We start from the raw sequence: 651 nt of genomic DNA, 5'->3' as shown, positions 1-651 counted from the left end.
AGTTAGGCTATTTGGGATTCTGTTTTGTTATTCGTTTTCATCGCAAAGATCACAATCACGAGCAATACGAACGGAAGAACGTACAAGTTCAGGTTTTGCCAACCGACTGTCGATTCAAGCCAGCCGGAAAGTAAGGCAGTAATGGTGACACAGCTGAACACGAAGAACTCATTAAACGCCTGCGCTTTGCTGCGGTTTTTCGCTTCGTAACTTTGGCTAAACAGCCCCGTTGCAGCGATAAACATGAAGTTCCAACCTACGCCCAACAAAACTAAGGCAAGGCTAAAGTGCCAAATGGACACACCATGAATGTTAATCCCTATACAAGCAATAAACAGCACACCTCCCGCTAGGATCATTTTCTTTGCGCCGAACTGCTCAATTAATCGACCAGTAATAAAGGCCGGAGCGAACATGCCGAGCACGTGCCACTCAATCACACCTGCGGCTTTGTCGAAATCGAAACCACAACCAATCATCGCCAAAGGCGTCGCTGTCATTAGAATATTCATCACCGCATAAGCCACCATTGCCGCTAACACAGCAATCATAAAGTTCGGGCGTCTTATGATGTCACTAATAGTATCGGCTTTAACATGCGATAGCTGAGTATGCGCTGGCGGGAACCGAATCGTTTGAAGCAATACAAGC

The 651-nt window shown here is 46.4% G+C and carries 1 protein-coding gene; it reads right to left on the bottom strand.

Going from position 1 to position 651, the window contains the following annotated elements; translation table 11 throughout:
- Positions 1–2: 2 nt before the first annotated feature.
- The coding region (locus R8O11_RS28465) for an MFS transporter (protein ID WP_318195025.1) at positions 3–651 on the bottom strand (649 nt) is incomplete at its 5' end.

It is taken from the genome of Vibrio sp. 1288, assembly GCF_033344475.1.
This window is presented reverse-complemented; position numbering and strand designations above follow the sequence as displayed.